Below are 1,834 nucleotides of genomic sequence, written 5' to 3' on the forward strand. Positions count from 1 at the left end.
CGGTATCAGGTTGGCCGACAAAACGCTCGTCTTCATAAGTGGCTGTACCACCTATCGCCCATTGTGGCGTAGCCTGATATTTCACATGTAGCGAAGCAGAGGTATCTGCAAAGTTTGCTAGGGTTTTTCCTTCATCCTCTTCGTTAATGGATTCCAATACTTCGGCATCCATCACAGCAATACCTGCAGACATACTGATTTTGTCAGTGATATTCCCCGTTAAGCCAAGTTCGATACCTTCTACTCGGTTCTTGCCTGTGTTCAGTGAGCCCAGCGTGCTATAGCTATCGCCAGAGGGGCTCTCCATCACATCATTTTTTGTGATGCGGAATAGCGCGGCTGTCGCAAGTAACTTGCCATCGTTTAATTGCCACTTCGTTCCAACCTCAATGCTTTGTGTTTTCTCCGGGTCACCTAATTGAGGGTCGCTGGCATCGACACAGATACCACCATAGCCACAGCTAGTGCCTACATCCGACTCACCACCATTCAAGTTGGTTGCAGTCGAGAAGGTGGCATAGACGTTTGCATTGTCCATAAACCGATAGCTGGCACCGATATGGCCGTTCCAATAGCCACCGTCGTCAGCAAATTCAGTCCACTCACTTTCTAAGGGGCCGCTTCGGCCATCCGGGTCATAGTTTGCGAAGGTGCTGTAGTCGTAATAGTCGTAACGAACGCCACCAAAGGCTGTCCAATTATCACTTAACTCGACGGTATCCATGAAATAGAGCGCAAGGGTTTCAACATTCCAATCTGAGTCTTTATCACCTTGGGCAATATCTCGTTGAATCAATGTATTGAGGTCTGTCGCGGTATTACCATTTTCGTCTGACCAACAATAGCCTTCCCCAACACCACGTCGACCTGAAGTGAAGCAGTTTGAGGCTCCTTCAGAAGTGTAGCTATAGACGCCGTTGATAACCGTTTGGTCGGTATATTCGACACCAATCACGATGTCATGAACTGTCTCGCCGAGTTCTTTTGTAGTCAGAAAATTAAATTGATTGGCAAAATAATCAACGTCTTGCCAGCCTTGATGAGTACTTAACGAAGCAGTTTCAAAGCCATTGGTATCATTCGTAGCATCATCAAGTGTTGGGTAAGCTGTTGTACCTCGGGCTCCTGTCGCAACATAACCATTCTCGGTAATACCGTAGCGAGTCAGATTCACAATGCTCGAAGTTGGGCTAAATTCATAACCAACACGCAGCGTTGCAGTACTGGTTTCAGATTTCAGAAAGTCCTCATCTTGCACATAAGAAGGGATATCTTTAACAGGTTTGCCGGTATCACCATCTATGTAGGTACCTAAGTCCGGGCTATCTTCGCCTCGGAAATGATAGACATCCGCAACGATTTCTAGCTGATCTGTTACCTGGTGAGATAGTGAGATTGCTGCACCTGCGCGATTTCGGTCAGCCGGGTCACGGTCGGGAACATTTTCACCTGACTTAAGCAGGTTAACACGTAGGGCAGTGTCATAATCAATGACCTGGTTGATATCAGCCGTGACGCGGTGGTGCCAATCGGTGCCGATACCGATAGAGCCTTTCGCAAAGTCATACTCGGTGCTTGCACGTTTGGTTGCCGAGTTCACCGCTCCACCTGTTGTGCCGCGCCCTGCAAAGCTCGCGCTAGGGCCTTTACTGATTTCAACTTGCTCAACAGCGAAACTTTCACGAATGGTCATGCCCGGGTCGCGTAAGCCGTCGACGAAGACATCACTGCGCGCTTCATGACCACGAATAACATAGCGGTCACCAAAGGCATTTCCGTTTTCGCCTGTTCCCAGGGTAATGCCAGGCTGACCATCCAAAATAGTGCGCAAGTC

1 protein-coding gene is annotated in these 1,834 nt (G+C 48.6%); it reads right to left on the reverse strand.

Annotation, left to right across the window (positions count from 1 at the left end):
• On the reverse strand, positions 1-1,834 hold a 1,834-nt coding region (locus A3735_RS22015; protein ID WP_068638649.1), incomplete at both ends, for a TonB-dependent siderophore receptor.

Source organism: Oleiphilus sp. HI0061, assembly GCF_001635675.1.